The 16859-nt window shown below is 58.3% G+C and carries 17 protein-coding genes and 2 pseudogenes; 11 read left to right on the top strand and 8 right to left on the bottom strand.

From position 1 onward, the window contains the following. Positions 1–117 precede the first annotated feature (117 nt). Positions 118–807 (top strand): haloacid dehalogenase type II, encoded by a 690-nt coding sequence (locus FHS21_RS12565; RefSeq protein WP_183662045.1) that lies wholly within the window; start codon positions 118–120, stop codon positions 805–807. Positions 808–872: 65 nt separating this feature from the next. Here FHS21_RS12565 and FHS21_RS12570 read toward each other — a convergent pair whose 3' ends face one another. Beyond that, a complete protein-coding gene (locus FHS21_RS12570; RefSeq protein WP_183662047.1) occupies positions 873–2192 on the bottom strand; it encodes a chloride channel protein in 1320 nt (439 codons plus the stop codon). Between the two features lie 768 nt (positions 2193–2960). Between FHS21_RS12570 and FHS21_RS12575 the strand changes: the two genes are divergently transcribed. Both FHS21_RS12575 and FHS21_RS12580 read left to right on the top strand, forming a co-directional pair. Then, a complete protein-coding gene (locus FHS21_RS12575; RefSeq protein ID WP_183662049.1) occupies positions 2961–3983 on the top strand; it encodes an ABC transporter substrate-binding protein in 1023 nt (340 codons plus the stop codon). 100 nt (positions 3984–4083) lie between these two features. Further along, complete coding sequence (locus tag FHS21_RS12580) at positions 4084–5406, top strand: alpha/beta hydrolase (protein ID WP_183662051.1); 1323 nt, start codon at positions 4084–4086, stop codon at positions 5404–5406. 251 nt (positions 5407–5657) lie between these two features. On the opposite strand, the gene FHS21_RS31330 is transcribed toward FHS21_RS12580, so the two are convergent. Continuing rightward, positions 5658–5909, bottom strand: a complete 252-nt coding sequence (locus FHS21_RS31330; RefSeq protein ID WP_162702094.1) for a hypothetical protein — start codon at positions 5907–5909, stop codon at positions 5658–5660. Between the two features lie 244 nt (positions 5910–6153). Between FHS21_RS31330 and FHS21_RS12590 the strand changes: the two genes are divergently transcribed. The 5 genes from FHS21_RS12590 (at position 6154) to FHS21_RS12610 (ending at position 11050) form a co-directional block, all read left to right on the top strand. After that, positions 6154–7074 carry a DUF3991 and toprim domain-containing protein gene (locus FHS21_RS12590; protein WP_183662054.1) on the top strand — a complete coding sequence of 307 codons (921 nt, stop codon included), beginning with the start codon at positions 6154–6156 and terminating at the stop codon, positions 7072–7074. A gap of 364 nt (positions 7075–7438) precedes the next feature. Continuing rightward, on the top strand, positions 7439–7675 hold the full coding sequence (locus tag FHS21_RS12595) for a hypothetical protein (RefSeq protein WP_183662055.1): 237 nt from the start codon (positions 7439–7441) through the stop codon (positions 7673–7675). 688 nt (positions 7676–8363) lie between these two features. After that, complete coding sequence (locus FHS21_RS12600; protein WP_183662056.1) at positions 8364–8945, top strand: hypothetical protein; 582 nt, start codon at positions 8364–8366, stop codon at positions 8943–8945. A gap of 300 nt (positions 8946–9245) precedes the next feature. Then, positions 9246–10175 carry an ArdC family protein gene (locus FHS21_RS12605; protein WP_183662057.1) on the top strand — a complete coding sequence of 310 codons (930 nt, stop codon included), beginning with the start codon at positions 9246–9248 and terminating at the stop codon, positions 10173–10175. Between the two features lie 563 nt (positions 10176–10738). Beyond that, positions 10739–11050: a DUF736 domain-containing protein gene (locus FHS21_RS12610; RefSeq protein WP_114431863.1), complete on the top strand. Its 312-nt coding sequence runs from the start codon at positions 10739–10741 to the stop codon at positions 11048–11050. A gap of 45 nt (positions 11051–11095) precedes the next feature. Here the strand turns inward: FHS21_RS12610 and FHS21_RS12615 are convergent, their stop codons facing one another. The 3 genes and pseudogenes from FHS21_RS12615 to FHS21_RS12625 form a co-directional block, all read right to left on the bottom strand. After that, positions 11096–11374: an HU family DNA-binding protein gene (locus FHS21_RS12615; RefSeq protein WP_183662058.1), complete on the bottom strand. Its 279-nt coding sequence runs from the start codon at positions 11372–11374 to the stop codon at positions 11096–11098. A gap of 19 nt (positions 11375–11393) precedes the next feature. Next, positions 11394–11723, bottom strand: a pseudogene (locus FHS21_RS31525) (WGR domain-containing protein). Between the two features lie 98 nt (positions 11724–11821). Next, positions 11822–13024: a DUF1173 domain-containing protein gene (locus FHS21_RS12625; RefSeq protein WP_183662059.1), complete on the bottom strand. Its 1203-nt coding sequence runs from the start codon at positions 13022–13024 to the stop codon at positions 11822–11824. A 271-nt stretch (positions 13025–13295) separates the two neighbouring features. Between FHS21_RS12625 and FHS21_RS12630 the strand changes: the two genes are divergently transcribed. Beyond that, positions 13296–13532, top strand: a complete 237-nt coding sequence (locus tag FHS21_RS12630; protein WP_183662283.1) for a hypothetical protein — start codon at positions 13296–13298, stop codon at positions 13530–13532. Here the strand turns inward: FHS21_RS12630 and FHS21_RS12635 are convergent. Then, complete coding sequence (locus tag FHS21_RS12635) at positions 13508–13888, bottom strand: hypothetical protein (RefSeq protein ID WP_246411006.1); 381 nt, start codon at positions 13886–13888, stop codon at positions 13508–13510. The genes FHS21_RS12630 and FHS21_RS12635 overlap by 25 nt on opposite strands. After that, on the bottom strand, positions 13885–14055 hold the full coding sequence (locus FHS21_RS12640; RefSeq protein ID WP_376772106.1) for a hypothetical protein: 171 nt from the start codon (positions 14053–14055) through the stop codon (positions 13885–13887). The genes FHS21_RS12635 and FHS21_RS12640 overlap by 4 nt, the downstream gene beginning before the upstream one ends. On the opposite strand from FHS21_RS12640, the pseudogene FHS21_RS30660 reads away from it, so the two are divergent. Together FHS21_RS30660 and FHS21_RS12645 are read left to right on the top strand one after the other, a co-directional pair. Beyond that, positions 14030–14187: pseudogene (locus tag FHS21_RS30660) on the top strand (thermonuclease family protein); the annotation flags it as partial. The gene FHS21_RS12640 and the pseudogene FHS21_RS30660 overlap by 26 nt on opposite strands. Before the next feature lie 702 nt (positions 14188–14889). After that, complete coding sequence (locus FHS21_RS12645) at positions 14890–15363, top strand: helix-turn-helix domain-containing protein (RefSeq protein WP_183662060.1); 474 nt, start codon at positions 14890–14892, stop codon at positions 15361–15363. A 436-nt stretch (positions 15364–15799) separates the two neighbouring features. Here the strand turns inward: FHS21_RS12645 and FHS21_RS12650 are convergent, their stop codons facing one another. After that, positions 15800–16786 (bottom strand): class I SAM-dependent methyltransferase, encoded by a 987-nt coding sequence (locus tag FHS21_RS12650; RefSeq protein WP_183662062.1) that lies wholly within the window; start codon positions 16784–16786, stop codon positions 15800–15802. Positions 16787–16859 lie beyond the last annotated feature (73 nt).

Consider the following 16859-nt stretch of genomic DNA (forward strand, 5'->3'; position numbering starts at 1 on the left):
AGGGACGAATTTATCCGTCATGCGGCAAATATACCGGTGAGTGATGACCCGAAGGGTTCAAGTTAGTATGCTCCGGTGATCGAAATCGCCGAAGCTGGATCAGGCAAAGGGGTTGAAATGAGCGGAGCGAGGTTTGAGAACGTTGAGGCCTGCGTCTTCGATGCCTACGGGACGCTGCTCGACTTTAATTCTGCTGCCGGGCGGGCGAAAGACACCCTCGGTGACAACGCAGATGCTTTGTCGAGTCTATGGCGTCAAAAGCAGCTTGAGTACACGTGGCTGCGCTCGCTGATGGGCGCCCATGCGCCATTTTGGCAAGTGACAGGCGAAGCGCTGGACTATGCTATGGAAGCTCTTGCCATCGCCGACGATGAATTGCGTCAGCGACTGATGCAGTTCTACCTCGCGCTCGATCCATTCCCGGAAGTGGCCGCGACATTGAAGATCCTGAAGCAAGCGGGGATAAAGACGGCGATACTGACCAACGGATCACCTCAAATGATCACAGCCGCCTGCCGCAATGCAGGCATCGACGTTTTCCTCGATGCTATTTTGTCGGTTGATGAAGTCCAAGTCTATAAGCCGCATCCGTCCGTCTACCAGCTTGCCGTTGACAGGCTCGGTGTTGCCAAGGAGCGCATCTCCTTTCAGTCCTCGAATTCCTGGGATGCCGTTGGCGCGTCGCATTTCGGATTCCAGGTCGCATGGTGCAATCGCTACGATCAGCGGTTTGATCGCTTGCCGGCACAGCCCGACGCAGTCATCAAGAGCTTGGCGGAACTACCGCTCCTTATTGGTATAGTGTGAGGACAGATTTCTGCCGACATTGGCGCATTTTTATCGCCTCGGCTGATTGAAGCGCTGGATGGATTTTATTCGGCCAGCGGTGCTGGCTCCGCCCGCTTGCGCCGAATAGCATCAGCGATAAAGACGCGGGACAGGGCGTGGTAAAGCGGTTCGTGCGAAATCATCCGCGCCGTGCCGTAGCCGAGCATCGCGGTGCACATCAGCGCGATGACGCTGTTGTGACTTCCCGTCATTTCGAGAATGATGACAAAGGCCGTCATCGGTGCCTGTACGACACCGGCAAAGTAGCCCGCCATGCCGAGGATTGCCGCAAGTCCGATATTGCTGCCGAGCAATTGTCCAACGGCGCTTCCGAAACCGGCGCCGACCGAAAGCGAAGGCGCAAATATGCCGCCGGGAATACCGGAGACCATCGACAGAAAACCCGCCAGTAATTTTTCGAGAAAATAGTACCAGGGCAGGGCGTTCCCCTCCACCGCGCCACGAGCCTGTTCATAGCCGGTACCAAAGGTCATTCCGCCAGACAAAATGCCGATTAAGGCAACCGCAAATCCGCAGATGACAGCCAGCAGGATCATCCGGTGGAGCGGCTTTGATATCGCCCAGCGGCGGATCCTGCGAGAAGCCTTGAGTGCGGCCGCGCTGAAGCCAGCACCAAAGGCGCCGCCGCCAACGCCGCACATGATCACCAGGAGCCAGTCGGAAAACCCGGTCGATGCGCCAGCCGACTCGCCGAAATACGTGTAGTTGCCCACAAGCCCGATGGCGGCGAGACCCGACAGGATAACCGCCGTCAGAACGAGACCATTGGCACGGGATTCATAGGAACGTCCCATCTCCTCGATGGCAAAGACAATGCCGGCGAGCGGTGTGTTGAATGCAGCGGCGATGCCCGCAGCTGATCCGGCCATGATTAGTCCGCGCGCGTGTGCCATTTTACCCCAGCGTGCCGCCTGCAACATCAGTGATGCACCGACCTGAACGGTTGGTCCCTCGCGTCCGATGGAAGCGCCACAAAAAAGACCGACGATGGTCAGCAGAATTTTGCCGGTGACCATCTTGAGGGAGAGCAGACGGGCCCGATCGTCATCATCGGTCAGGTGCCTTGCTGCGATCGCTTGCGGGATGCCGCTCCCCTGGGCATTTGGAAAAAACCGCATTGCCATAAAGGCGCAAAAGCCAAAGCCAAGCGGCGTGATGATCAGCGGCAGAAATGTCGTCCAGCCATGTGTGCCGGTCATGACGTGAAAGAGATGTTGCGCAATATCGGCCAGTTTTGAGAAAGCGACACTGATGACACCAATTGCTAAAGCCCCGGCCCAAAACACCAGTCGCGGCCGCCAAACCCGCCTGTTTCCCCACATCGCCTGAGACCGGCGCAACATAGAGTTCTTTCGGTAGATTGGGCGCACAATGGATCCTGAACTTTACGCGATGGCAGTGTTTATCGGCAGTTCCACCTAGCACAGGGATGCCGTGGGGTGCCAGCGCGGATGGGTATGGGCGGGTCCGTTAGTCTCGTCCGCCGATCGATTTCTCGAATGAGTTAAACATGCCTTTCGCCGCGCTATTCAACTTTTCGGTTGTCGATGCCGTCAAGGGCAACGACAAGATGGAAAACCTTGCCGCGATGAGGAAGGGCCCGCTGAACCGAGCGTGCCGATCTCAACAGCGAATGGCTTAGGTGCCCGCAGTTGTCGTGCTATCCGCTCTACAAGCCAACGCAGGCGAGGATGTGGATTATGACGATCAAGATGCAGATGACGGGAACTTTGACGAGGGTGACTAGACGGACAGCAGGGGGCAAGTCTTTCCCTCTATGATTGCAAGCTTAACCCCGCGCCAGTTGCGGGACGTCACATGCCATATCGATTCCAGCTTGCACTGGCGCCCAACGAATGAGATCTGATCCGCCAAACCGGTAAACCATCACATCGCCAAATAACGCATAGTGCGTGTCACGCCGCGTTGACAGATGTCCAAAACGAAAATACGTTTCTAGAAATGGACCGATGTTCGGTATAGAAGAACAAGTGGAACAAGTTGGAACGGATCGGTGGAAGAGAAATGTGATCGTCCATGTGGTTTCTCACTCGAGCCAGCACGAGCGTCATTCGCGTCAACGCGGCAATTGAAATGATATGGAGGTCATCATGAAAGCTGTTTTGCGCTTCCTTCTGATCCTGGTCGCAACGACATCGGCCGTCGTTGCATCCAGGGCTGAAGACCTCACAAGGATCGATGTTGCGCTTGGCGATGTCTCTTTGAACAAAGTCGCGTTCCTTGTCGCTGCTGACAATGGAATCTACGCCAAATATGATCTGCATATCCATCAGTTCATCACCAAGAATGCCGCCTCTCGCATCAGCCGCAGCGGTATCAATGTGCCTCAGAGTTTCATCGGCACGGATGAAGAGGACGAGCGTGCCCCAATCTCGATTGGCGGCGGCAGTCCGCTGATAGTTTCCATGACCACGGATGCTCGTTCAACCGACCGGGTTATCATCGCCACCACTGACAGCACAGCGCGTTTCCATATCATCGCTTCAAAGGCGTTGAGCTCGGTTGATGATTTGAAGGGCAAGCGGCTCGGTTATTCGAGCTACGGTTCGGTCAGTCATCTGATGGCCCTGGCATTCTTGCGGCAAAAAGGCTGGAGCGCTGATGACGACATCTCGCTGATGGGTGAGGGCATGGCCTATTCCGCTCTCAAGCAAGGCGAGGTTGACGCGTTTATCGGTAGTGAAATCTACTATACGATGGCCGACAAGAACGGTGCCAAGGATCTCGTCAATCTGACAGACTACAATATCCCGCTGGCCGGCTCAGGGATCAATGTCGAGCGCAAGTGGCTTGCCGCCAATCGCGACACCGCCATGCGCTTCGTCAAGGCGACGATCGAAGCCTACGCGCTGATGAAATCGGATGAGAACGTCGTCCGGACGGCGCTCGCAAAATGGTACGGCATTCACGATACCAAACAGCAGGACGACATGTACGCGCAGGTCGTCGCCTCTCCGGAAAAGCCCTATCCAGCGGTTGACGGCATCAAGCTCGTGAAGAGCCTCTTCAACCACCGTGAATTGCGGCGCTACGAAGCTGAACATTTCTACGATGCCAGCTTCGTTACCGAATTGGACAAGAGCGGCTTTATCGATGCGCTTTACAACAAGTGACGTCGGCGGCCTCGATGTGATCAACGCTCCGTTTGCTGGAATCCCATTACCCAGATCTGAATGATGGAACTTGCCTTGGGCGATTTTTTGGAGGAGACACATGCTTTTCATCAATAGAATGCTGAAGTTCGCCCTGGTGCTTGCCGCCGGCTTGACCGCTTGTGGCCTTGCCCGGGCACAAAGCCATCCGGAATATATCCAGTTTTCTCCGAGCGCCACAAAGGGAGCGCTCTACAGGCCGGATTCCGGCAGGACGTCGCCAGTGGCGTTTCTTGCCATTCACCGTACATCAAATTTCATGAGCATGATCGCGACCAAGGAACTTTCGCAACGTGGTTTCATGGTGCTTGGCATGAACCCTCGCTCGGACAACAACGAGGCTGCTGTCAATTTCGAGGAAATCGCCCTCGACATCAAGCAGGGCGTGGAGTTTCTCAAACAGCAGCCGGGGATCAAGGCCGTGATTTTGATCGGCCACTCGGGGGGCGGTCCGAGCACGACCTACTATCAGGCCGTGGCAGAAAAAGGACCATCCTACTGCAACGGACCGCACAAGCTTTCCAAATGCAGCAATGACGATGTCGCCGCTCTGCCGAAGGCTGACGGCATGGTTCTTCTCGATGCGCATCCCGGCAACACCATAAATACGCTGCGTAGCCTCAATCCGGCCGTGACCAACGAAGGCAAACCTGACGATCTTGATCCCGCCCTCGATCCCTTTAGTCCGCAGAATGGCTTCAACGCGAAAGGTAATTCACACTATTCGGCAGAATTCATCGATCGCTACTCCAAGGCGCAGTCGGGGCGTATGAACCGGCTGATCGACAAGGCCCAGCAAATGCAAGCCGATCTCAAATCCGGAAAGGATCAGCGCGGCGACGATGCACCTTTCATCGCCTTCCGCGACAGGGCAAGACTTTCTGATATTTCCACGGATGTCTGGTGCTGCACGGAGCGACCGGAGAAATTGTTGAAGAACGACGGTTCCATCTCGAGGGAAGTCGTCCATTCCGTACGCGTCTCGACGCCTAAAAATGCCAAGGTCGATACGAGCCTGAACGGCGGCGCATTGTTCTTGACCGTAAAATCGTTCCTCAGTGCGAATGCCATCCGATCCAAGGATGCGCTTAACGACATCGATATCTGCTCCAGCAACAATTCAACGCTGTGTGCCGTCCAATCGATCAGCGTGCCGATGCTGGTTATGGCGATGGGCGGGCATTACTTCATCAAGGACGGCGAGACGATCTTCGATCTGTCGGCTAGCAAAGACAAGGATTTCGTCGTCGTTGAAGGCGCGGTTCACGGGATGACGCCATGCAAACCTTGCTCGGAGCAAACCGGTGTTTCCTACGATAATGCAACGCGCAATCTTTACGATTACGTTGCCAACTGGGCGAACAAGCGGTTCCCCGCACTATAGTTGTTCGGAGCGACTTAGCCAAACCGGTGGCATGGCGCACATGCTACAGCTCATGCCACGCCTTTGGTGCTCGCAGGACGCAGCGACGCAGTTTTTTGCCCGGATCGCCTTCGAACGCGCTGCGAAGTCGCGAGTTTTTGCGCTTGATGAGGCCGGATGATTGATCAGGCACTGGCGGATGTTGCCGTCATCGTGAGCTGTGCCGGTTCCTCCCTGCGGAGTGTTAAGGCATCCATTGGCAACGGCGCGCACTATTTCCACGTCGCTGCGTAGCTCCACCCCACCGATGATGGCGTTCGGCCGCTGGCGAAAACGTGCGGTCTAAGTCTTGACGCCGTATGCGCGATCCTCGCAGGAATAACAATCTTCGGCTTGCGCAGAACCACGCCTTCCAACTCGCCCGCACACTTATAGTTCCGGTCACGCTTTTCAGGTCCGGCGAAGAATTCAGCATCCTTCCGAGCCACGAACTCGACGATGAAGACGATCTGAAGATCGTCCACACATTCGATCCCGGGCCGGCTCGTTGAGCCGGCATTTTTCTTTTCGGGTGCCGCTTGCGAGCGGCAGGCGGCAAGGGAAGCTTCGCCGCGGCTGGAGCGGCCGGTTGGCACAAGATGCAGCTCTGCAGCTCCTCAGCCGCCCCCTTGCCGCCTTTGCTCTTCGCGGGCCGCCGAAACGGTGCCGCAAACTGCGGGAAAAGAGAAATCTGTAAAGAAAGGCGGACGCACAAGCGCCGGTGGAAGCATGGAGAGAGAAGAACTGGAAGAACTGCGGGACCGCGTCTCGTGCGCCGTCGTGCTGGAGCAGGCCGACTTTGCTGTCGACGTGAGGGAAAGCACCCGCAAGGCAGTGAAATACCGGCGCGGGGCGGAAATCATTATCGTCATCCATGAGGGGAGGGGGTGGTTCGATCCGCTGTCCGACGCGAAAGGCGACGTCTTCCGTCTCGCCCAACGCCTCGACGGGGTGTCCTTTGTTACAGCCCTTGACCGTGTCGCCTCGTTCGTGGGTATCATGTCCAAAGAGCCGGTCTGCAACCGCCCGCCCCGCGATTCAGTGCCCACCAGTTCCATGCCGCAACGGTGGGATAACCGGCGCAAGCCATGGAGGGGGTCGATGACGTGGCGCTATCTGCACGCCGAACGATGCCTGCCGGAGACCATCATCCGCGAAGCCATCCGTCGTAATATGCTGCGGGAGGGCCCATACGGCAGCATGTGGGCAGCCCACGTCGACGATGAAGGTGTGGTCACCGGGTGGGAGGAGCGTGGTCCCGACTGGCGTGGCTTCTCAAGCGGGGGTTCGAAGGTACTGTTCCGGTTTGGCTCCCCCGGCGCACTTCGTCTGTGTGTCACGGAAGCTGCAATCGACGCAATGAGCCTTGCCGCCTTCGAAGGGTTGCGGGAGGGCAGTCTTTATCTCAGCACCGGCGGGGGATGGTCGCCGACGACGAAAGCGGCGGTTCGCGTGCTCGCCGCGCGTCCCTGCGCCCGGATCGTCGCCGCCACCGATGCCAACAGTCAGGGAGAGACCTTTGCCACTCGCCTGCGCGGCATCGCCGATGAAGCTGGTTGCGACTGGTTGCGCCTCGCGCCCTGGGCTGAAGATTGGAATGAAGCGTTGCGCGCTACCGATACGCCACCATGCCGTTGCGCGCCGGGGTGATTATGCATTCTATCTGTCGGTGGCGGTGACGCCGCGAGTTGGCGCAAAAATGCAGGCAACTCGCCGAGATTGAGAAAGTGCCGGCAGCCGCTGGCCAGTTCCTGCCCAACATGGCGAGCGAGGAGTTCGTCCCATGCCTGTTGGCGCACTGCGCTGGAAGCCGTGGCGGAAACTGCCGGTGTTCCAGGCCGCAGCAAGCTGAAGGACACCCGCGCGGGCGTGGTCGAACATTTTGCCGACCGCCTTGTTCTGCCAGCACCTGGGGGGCGGTGGCGACTGCCTTTCCGGCACTGTTCGCCGCTATCGAAAAACGCCAGGCTGACGACATCTTGCGCAAGTCTACCCTCAGGCCTGGAGGCAAGACATGGTCGGGTTCTGGGAGCCCGGACAGTCCCGCGTCAAGGACCGAAGCCGCTTCGACCGCGACAACGCCGATCGGTGGTCGTCTTGGCCATCCAGTCCAAGCAACATCCAGGCATTCGTCGAATGCATCGCCATGCTCGGCGGCAGGCGATCGACCGGTTTTCGCGCGCCGGCCGGCGAACAACGACGCTTGCTGTTCGACGAGGCGCTCTACGACATCGGCGCGTTCGGTTCGTGATCGAGGAGGTCCGTGACCGCCAATATACGGGGCCATCGAGCTTGCTTGGCTGGGGCGAGCCGTGAGATGCGGCGTCGAACCGGAAAGAGCGCTCGGCACGCCAGGACCGGCCACGCGCTGAGGCCGGCGCAGAGGCAAGCCGACGACCGCCGCAACCGTCGGCTGAAGACCATGCTGGTGCAGGGCCGGTTTGTCTTTCGCAGATCCTCATGCGTTGCGGCGGCATTACCCGGACCATGCAGCGCCTTGTGCACAACAGTCCCGCCGAACCGCAGTGACACATCGGTTTGCGCGTTAGGGCACAACCGGAGGACCCGCCGCCTGCCGGTTCTGCGGCGGATGGCCGTGTGTCGCGGCGGACATGCGCGATGCCGTGGTGACCGGCAAAGCCGTCGAGCAGCTTCCGGCTCAGTCCTCGGCTTGCTGCGGTCTGAACCAGACGTCGGCCTGGTCAAAGGCCGCGTTCCGCGCCGCGCAGCGGCAGAATCGATGCGCTCTTCGCAAGGCGCGGCCGCGGTTGCTGCAGACCGCGACGCGGCCCGCATCCTCCGCACCCCCACCCCGCTCGATCGCATCGCCCTGACCTTGGGCCAGGCCGCCTGCCCGGTTCGTGTCGACCGCACCCGAGGGACGGTGCCGGAAAACGGCAGACCCGGGCTTTGCTCAACCACGCACAAGGACATCGACCATGACATCCCTCAACCGCTCCTCCAAGACCCGACCGGCCGCACAACGCGCCACCACCCTCGAAATGGTCCGCCTTGCGTGCCCCGACGCGCCCCAGGCAAGCCGCATCTGCGAAAGCTTCGGCCTTGCCATCGTCGACAGCGACGGCATTCGCGACCTTCACCGCAGCCAGCTCATCGACAGCGCCGACGCACTGAAAGAAGGCCTCGCCGAAAAGGCCATGCAGATCCACATGCAGCGCATCGTCGGCTCCTTCGTCGGCTCCGCCTATGGCGCCGGACAATTCTACAGCCGCGCGGTCACCGAGGCGCGCGACCTGACCACCAAGCTCTCCAATGACGATCGCAACGAAGATCTCGACGGTCCCGTCGGCTTCGACAGCCGGGCGCAACGCAAGCGCGAATTTGCCGCCGACATGGGGTTGCAGGCGCACGTGCTCCGCATGGCAGCCGAAGGTGCCGTCTCGGCTTACGAAGACATCACCGGCGAGACCTGGAAGCCCTATGAACGCGCCGGGTCCGCTGTCGCGGCGCCGTCGATCGACCAGAAGGCCGCGTCGCTGCAGATGTCGGCCTTCGATTGAACCGAAGGGGACGAAGCCCCTTCCTTCGTCCGACAAGAGCCGGCGCGTTTTTTATGCGCCGGCTCGTCTCGTTTTGAAAGCCAGTCGCGCCGATCACGGTACATCCCGGTGAGCGGTCTAGCGTCGCCGGAGATCGACGGTCGCAACGGCCAAGCCGTCCTCCACTTCGTTTCGGCCCGTCCGCCAAGGTTCCAACGGTCAAGCTTTTCTCTCAGCGGGTGCGCCGCCTCCGCCTGCCGCTTCAACGACCGCCGTGACGAACCGCGATTGGCGCGGTTTGCAAAAAGTGAGGACAGGACGATGAATAAGGATAAAAGGACCAGCGAGCAGCGGATGGATATCTATACGCGCATCACCGACAAGATGATTGCAGCATTGAACGAGGGCGTCCGCCCTTGGGTTCAGCCCTGGAACAGCAAATATCTGACCGGTCGCGTGTCCCGGCCATTGCGCCATAACGGCGAACCCTATTCGGGCATCAATGTGCTGCTTCTCTGGTCTGAAGCCATGGCCCGCGGCTATGCCTCGTCGACCTGGATGACGTTTCGTCAGGCGCAGGAGCTCGGCGCCTGTGTCAGAAAGGGCGAGACAAGTTCGATGGTGGTCTACGCAAACCGCACCAGCAGGACGGAAACCGATAGAGAGGGACATGAGATCGAGCGCGACATTCCATTTTTGAAAGCTTACAGCGTGTTCAACGTTGAGCAGATCGACGGCCTCGGGGACCGATACGCAGATGCGTCTGGCGATGGGATTGTTCAACGGGTCGACAGGATCGCGCATGTGGATGCCTTCTTCGCGAAGACAGGCGCGATTGTCCGTCAGGGCGGCGACAAGGCCTTTTATGCGCCGGGCCCGGATCTGATCCAGATGCCGCCAATCGAGACGTTTCGGGACGTCGAGAGCTACTATGCGACGCTGGCGCATGAAAGCGTGCATTGGGCTGGAGCGAGCCACCGGCTGAACCGCGATCTTGCAAAGTATGCAAAAGATCGCACGGAGCGTGCCCGGGAAGAGTTGATCGCCGAACTCGGTGCCGCTTTTATCGCCGCGGACCTCGGCATCGTGCCGGAGATGGAACCCCGTCCGGACCACGCCAGCTACCTCGCCTCGTGGCTCTCGGTCTTGAAGAATGACAAGCGCTTTATTGTTCAGGCCGCGGCCCATGCGCAACGATCCGTCGCTTTTCTTCACGATCTGCAGTCGGAGCCACGACGTGATGCAGCCTAGTCATCGTCCAAGACGTATGTGCTAGGTCAGCTTTCGCAGGGAGGGGGTCTGGTGCTCCTCCCGGCGCTTGGCGATCCGGAACGGCGCGGACGATTCTGATTGGCAGCTTCAGCCCCGCCTTTCTCAAGGCCACCGCCAGCACCGTCAAACAGGCGGCTGCGGCCCGAAAGCTCGCGGGGGTCGCGCGCTCGTGACGTTGATCTTAATACTTCAGGGGAGGCGGGGAATCAATATCGCGGCATTGTCGCTGGCAGAGCAACGCCGAATGTCGCCATGCCTTTCCTTTCAATGTGAGCACGGCGCGTCCACTGCGGTCTCGATGGGGCATGTCTGACCGAAGGCCGCCTCACGCTGTTCGGCTCGATCGGCATCCGCAACGGCCGGCTCGTTTTCTTCCCCTGGCGGCTACACCGCCATTCCTCGCGAAACAAGAAAGCCTTGGCCCGTGGCCGTCCTCCACTTCGTTTCGGCCTTTTCAGGTGCGGGCCGATCGCCCCCGGTCTGATCGACAGCCATCGAGGCCGCGATGGGCGCGGCCCGAGCAACTGAAAAGGAATAGGACAATGGCAACAATCGGCTCTTTCACCGCTTCGGAAAACGGCTTTTCCGGTACCATCAAGACCCTCAACCTCAACGTCAAGGCAAAGATCGTCCGGGTCGAGCGCACCTCCGAAGACGCTCCCGACTTCCGGGTCCTTGCCGGCAATGTCGAGTTCGGTGCAGGCTGGCAGAAACAGGCCCGGGAAACCGAGCGTGACTACATCTCGGTCAAGCTTGACGATCCGAGCTTTCCTGCCCCGATCTACGCGACGCTCACCGAAGTCCAGGGCCAGGAAGGTCTGCAGCTCATCTGGTCGCGCAACACCCGCCGCTGAACAAGCAACAAAGCCCCGCTCGCTCCGAGCGGGGCTTTTCCAATTTCACTTGTTGAGCGCATCCTTCAGCGCCTTGGCTGGCGTAAACGCCAGCTTCCGGGCGGCCGCGACCTTGATGGTCGCGCCGGTCGCCGGATTGCGCGCTTCGCGCTCTGGCGTATCCTTCACCTTGAACTTCCCGAAGCCGGGAAGGCTGGTTTCGTTGCCGGCAATCGCCGCCTCGGTAATGGCAGCAATCATTGCCTCAACCACAGCCTTTCCCTGAACCTTGGTCAGGCCGTGCGCGGTTGCAAGCTCGTCGGCAATTTCGTTTGTTGTCGTCATGTCAATCTCCGCATTGTCATCAATGTCGGAATGAGTGACAGCCAATCGGGGCGATGTCATTGTGCTGCCGCAGCAAACCGCGCCGAATTCCCTGGGTTTCCGCAGCTTGTGCGCGGGCGATAGCCCTTTTGCGCTTTTCGGAAAGCAATTCGAGATACAGCTCAACGGCCTCATCCTCATGCTCGAACACATGAACCTTATGCTGGCCGCGGCAACCGATGCGGCCTCAGCATCACAGAAGCGATGCTTGTCCAAACAAGGTCGGCTGAATCGAGAGCGCATAAAACCGTGTCATGTTCTTCGCGGCATCGATCCGCTCGACATAAAGATAATAGGGCTGGGCAATCATGGTGCCAGAATCGTCTCTTTGCGATTCCGCGTCCAATGAGTGTTTTGAATCGGTCGCCGTTGATCAATTCACCACAGTGATATCGATCGAAGGTCAGATCATCCAAGAGGAAGGGGCGGCATCTCGCCTTCGGCCACACGCCAGATCCAGGGTTCGACATCGACCCGCGCAGCAATCATCTCCGAAAGCGCGGCCTCGAATTCTTCCTCGGCATCCGGAGGCACGATATAAAGCGCTGCCGGCGACGGCCGGCGATGCGGAAGGGTGGCCGCTGCAATCGGCTGCGTTGACGACAGGTTGAACCGCAGACCCTTGACGCTTTTCAGACTGAGCCGTGACAAGCGCTCGACCAGTTGTTGTTCGTAGGCATTCTCGATCGGGAGCCATTGTTCACTTGCCGACATCAGGGCGATCTCGTCGATCGTGGCGAGGCCGGACTGCGTCATGCCAAACGTCGCGATGACGACAAGATGGAACCCGTCGTTGGCCCGCCAGAGTTCAAGCTCGGCAGCATAGCGCGACTGCAGCCGGCGCCACGCGCCTTCTTCGATCATCAGCGGGAAACCCGGCATGTGCTTGATGACGATCTTCTGGCCGCTGCGGGCTGACGCAAACTGTTTCACCTCGCCAATCAAAACCATCAGTTTTCTCGGCCCAGACGACGGCGCGCGGATGTCAGCCAGAGCCACAGCCCGCCGCTGTTCGATGGCGGCCTTGTCCTCCAGTCGAAAGTTCTCCGGAATGAACAGGCGCTCCGATAGCGCCGAACCTTTGACCGTCGTCGTCGCCGCGGCTTCCATGAGATGGCTGCGCACCTGAAACCAGTGGCGCTTGCCCGCCCAATGTGCCGTCCATTCGGTCAATCCACCTTGGTGCCACAAGTAATGAAGAAGTGCGCGCAGCGACAGTTTCCTGATCTCATTCTTGACCGGTCCTTCATTTTGCGCCGATCCACCCGCGCTTTTGTGCGCGCCGCGCTTCGAGAGGGAAAAATCCAGTTTGAGCGTCGCCGTGCCGTTCGCCGGATCGAGTTGTATCGCTCCGCCGATCAATGATCCCAGGCCAGAGAGCTCATAGGGCGGTTCATAGGACTGGCATTGCGGATCGTGGTCAGACCCTGACAGTGGCATACGCTTGACGACAAACTGCTCGCCAATACGCGCAATATACATTGCCACGCCCTTGTCGCAGCACAGGCAGACCGGTCTTTGTCGGGTCCGATATGCCTCTGTCAGGATTGCGCCGAAGGCTGGATCCTCCTCTGCCACAATGGCTTGGCCTATTCGGTAGCATCTGCTCATGCCAAATGCGCCTTCAAGCGCTCTCTCGTTTGCCGCGCCGTCCCATACTCGTGCCACACGAGAGAACAGCCCTGTCTGCCGAGATCTGTGAGTGTGGCGCAAGAACAATGCCGCCTAAGGTCGCGTAGCCCCTCCAATTTTGCCTGCGCTTTGTTCCGGCAGAATCGGCTCCTCCGCGCGCCGGCTTCGCCGGTCGCTGGCGCGAACCTTGCCCCGTCATTTTCCTTGCGCAGCGTCGGTTCCATCTTTCACAAACCTTAAGGAGACGAAGATGACGATCGAACCCCATATCGAAGAACTGCACGCCGACCTTCGCAATGCAGTCGACCGCGACGAACGGCGGCAGATCGTGGTGGAATTGGCCGCAGCGGTCGCGGCATTCGATGCCTTGCGCGAGAACATGCTCCCTGCCTTGAAACCAGATTTCCGCCGTGGGTGCGATCCTACCGCCGGATCGACCGGCGCCGGTATCGTCGGGCGCCCTCAATACCCATTTTCCGTCAGGTAATAGTCGATCGCTGCCTTCACCACAGCGGTCATTTTGAGATCGTTCTCTGCAGCGGCCCGTTGCAACCGCGCTTTCAATTCGTAATCGAGAGCAATGTTGATGAAGAATTTGACATTGCGCTGCTTGGAGCGTTTTAGATTCTTGAGGCTGTAGCGCGCATCCTCCTGCGCGATGGCGCGCGCCTCAGCCGTTTCACGACGTTGCGTCTCAGTCGGGTTCGGCAACATCTGTGCGGCGACTTTGTCTGCCGCTGGAGGCGTGACGGACGCGACCGCGCTGGCCGCAACCTGCGTTTGCCGCTTCGCCCTACGGGGCGCGATCGAAAGGTCCGATAGCTCAAGCCCTGCCTTGCTCATGCTGCACCCTCTATGGGCCCGAAGCTCCTGTGCTGCTCGATTTCGTCGACCAGTGCATGAACCTCAATTCTTGCCTTTCGCACCGGATCTGTCAGTTCCTGCATTTGCAAGGTACCGAGCCCATTTTGAATCGCGCGATAGATGTTGCGCTCGTACGTCCTCGACATGACGGAGTGGCGTCAAAAGGCATTGGACAAGACGCTCGGACGCAAACCATCAACCTGCTTTCTGCGCGCCAAAGCGAGATCACGCCTCCGTTCGCCGATGCACGCCGTCAACCAAGCCGCCGAGACCGGTAGGCCTTTCAACAACAGGTTCAGGGGGACATTTTCCGTGAAATTTATCCTTGCATCAATGCTCGCACTCCCATTTGCCCTTTGTTTTACTTCGCCCTCGCAAGCCAGCGATTGGGGGTGTGAAGTCCTTTTGTGCGCTGCGTCTTCCAACCCGTCCTGGCAGGATGTCGCAAGCTGCCGCCCCCCGATGGAGAAACTGATCACGGCCATGAAGAGGCCGGGGTTCTCCTGGCCGATTTGTCAGGGAGCCAGCACCGGAGAGCCCGGATATGAACGATACGCAGAATGCCCGGAAGGCTGGACGCCGATTGCCGGTAACAGTGTCCGCCATGAAGGCTCCGCGAAGCCGCCCGAATGCATGCGCCGCCAAACGACGTGCCGGCCCGGCGATCGTTCGTCGCGATACTCGGGTAGCCGAACGGTGGCCTCCAACGACGGTGTGACGCGGGTCTTCTCAGATGGTCGTTCCTGCGCCTTCACTGAATTCATGCAGAGGCCATTGCGGCGCGATCCGTATTATTTCGACATGAAGGAGGACATCTCAGGTCAAATCACCCGGTTCTGGTTCAACTTGCGAAAATGACAGATGATCCCGACCGCTAAAAGCACTACCGTGATGGATAGCGCCTATTTGAATGAAATGCATAGCATTTGGGCGGCGTCGTGATGTATGACATCAGCGCAACGTTTTGGTGATTGGGGGAAATGACTAAGGATTTGAAAGAGCACATCGTGGAATTGGAACTGGTGCAAACCACTGATCCCGACAATGAAAAACCGGTTTACAGAAGGCCAGGTTTCGACGGTATCGCGACATTCGGAGAACTGGATGATAGGCTCGGCGAAGCACTGCGGCGCTGTCGTCAAAAAAAGAATCTCAGCAGGGCGGACGTAGCAAGACTTGTTGGTTTAAGCGAGCAGGTGTACGGACGTTATGAACGAAACTCATCTAAAATGACCGTCAGCCGACTGATCCACCTCAGCGAAGTCCTGGGCGCATCACCACTTTCCATGCTGTTCAGCACGGCACCTCACTTATGGGGTACGTCGGAAGTGGAAGCTGAACGCAGACTCCGCATAATGAAATTGCTGGAGGATCTTCCTGCAGAAACGATGGCTTCCGTCACAACGCTGCTCGAGACTGTTGCAGTTCTCCAGGCAAAGGCGGGCGAGACTTAGGCGAGGCGGTTCGCAACGTTTCGGTCAAAGAAAACGTTCCACCGATCTCATGACTCGCGCAACGGTACTTTCATTCATGGAGGTGCGGGTCTTTGCCAGCATTAGACTAAGATATATCAATTTGGATTGGGCTCCGTGGTTCGTAGACGGGCGGATGTCAATCAGATGCTTGCGGAGGAACTGTTCTTCAAGGATTTTTATCGCGAGGATGTGTCTGGCCTCGCTTGTTGCGGGCACTTTCGTTTGCAGCGCTTGGATAGATGCCGATAGACGAGCATGCCGATCCAAAATTGCCCAAAGCTCCTGGTCCAGGCACTTTTCCGATATTCCTGCTGGCGCTTTGCGGGATATCGACTGCATGCCCGTTTCCCTACTCACGAGTGTGACTGCTACTGCTCAGAATGATGGATAGGGGTTCAAACCAGGAGCCTGATCATCAGGTGCTCACCCACCTCGCGAGGTCGGTGTAAGGCTCCGGCTCATAGACGTATTCGAGAGGTATCGCAGGATAAACCATCAATGACAGGTAACGCCGAAGATTCTCCCTGCTGTTGCTGGCCGCCAGACCATAGAAGTTTCCGCTGTTCCATGTGACGATGCAGTGGCTAAATTGTGCGTATATGGCGCTCGCCATCTCCGCCAGGGTCACTTGGCCGTCGTGCATTGTTGTGAGCACGAGTTTCGTCTTCCTCGCTATTTCCTTGGAGCCGAAGTAATGCGTCTTGAAGCCAAAGTCCTTTTGAGATTCACGTCCCTGGTAGTCTCCGGGATCAACGGCCCGGAACTTCTCCAGCAATAAGAGAATGCCGTCATCTTTGAGATGTTGAGCGACAAATTCGATTTGCTTGTGCCGATTAGGTGAATACATCTGAAACGTCGTGTCTTCCAAGATGAAGTCGAACCCTTCCGAAAACGGTTCAAGCTTTTTATCGGAACGGAGGTGCTCTTTGGTCAACCGATGAAAGGGGCCGAGGAAAAAGCTGGCGTAAGTGGGCTCACCAAAAGCCATGAAGCACTTATAGTTCTCCTCATTCGGGCTGCAAGACAAGGATCGGATACTCCCCCGGCTAATTTCGGATAGAGTGCGAGCCATTGTACCTTCGGCAGTGCCAAGACTGTAGAGCAACACGTCATTCGTGTTCAGTTGGCTGTAACGCAGGAGCGCATGTGCCATGCGGCATTCCTCTTCCAGGCGGTACGGAATACTGCTGTGATAGTGTTGGTCGAAGAAGCCTTGGCGGCGTGAATGAAGTTCGACAAACCGAAGAAGGAGTGTGTCATATGGCAAAAGCCGCGTATCGACGGCGGGTTTGCGAATAGGCATTCCACCCTTGCCGGCCGCGGTCTCCGCAAAAAATCCGGCGAGTTTGTTCAAACGCGGACCGCGGTCACATTCTGCGATAAAGTCCGTGAAAGCTTGCATCGTGGTACCACCTCCATGATTGCACTCCAAGGTACGATGCCGCCGGACTGTAAGAGGTATTGCGCAAAGTGCC

Source organism: Phyllobacterium trifolii (genome assembly GCF_014192095.1).
Taxonomy (GTDB): Bacteria; Pseudomonadota; Alphaproteobacteria; order Rhizobiales; family Rhizobiaceae; genus Phyllobacterium; species Phyllobacterium trifolii.